Genomic DNA, 206 nt, shown 5'->3' on the forward strand with positions numbered 1-206 from the left:
AAAATCGGAATATTACAACCTTATTATAGGCAGTAGCAATCTAACGGCCTCAGCACTAGCGACCAATAAAGAATCGAACCTTAAAGTATCAGCACTTCATTCGAGTAGTATTGTTGAAAAAATTATTGTAGAGTTTGACTCTGATTTTCAAAATGGCGCACCTGTATCTTTATCTTATATTGATGATTATGAAGTTAGTTATAATC

The 206-nt window shown here is 33.0% G+C and carries 1 protein-coding gene; it reads left to right on the forward strand.

From position 1 onward, the window contains the following. Window positions 1–206 (forward strand): hypothetical protein (locus V6256_RS16315; protein WP_341599220.1); only part of this gene is annotated, 206 nt, incomplete at both ends.

The organism is Psychromonas aquatilis (assembly GCF_038155185.1).
In the GTDB taxonomy this organism is placed as follows: domain Bacteria; phylum Pseudomonadota; class Gammaproteobacteria; order Enterobacterales; family Psychromonadaceae; genus Psychromonas; species Psychromonas aquatilis.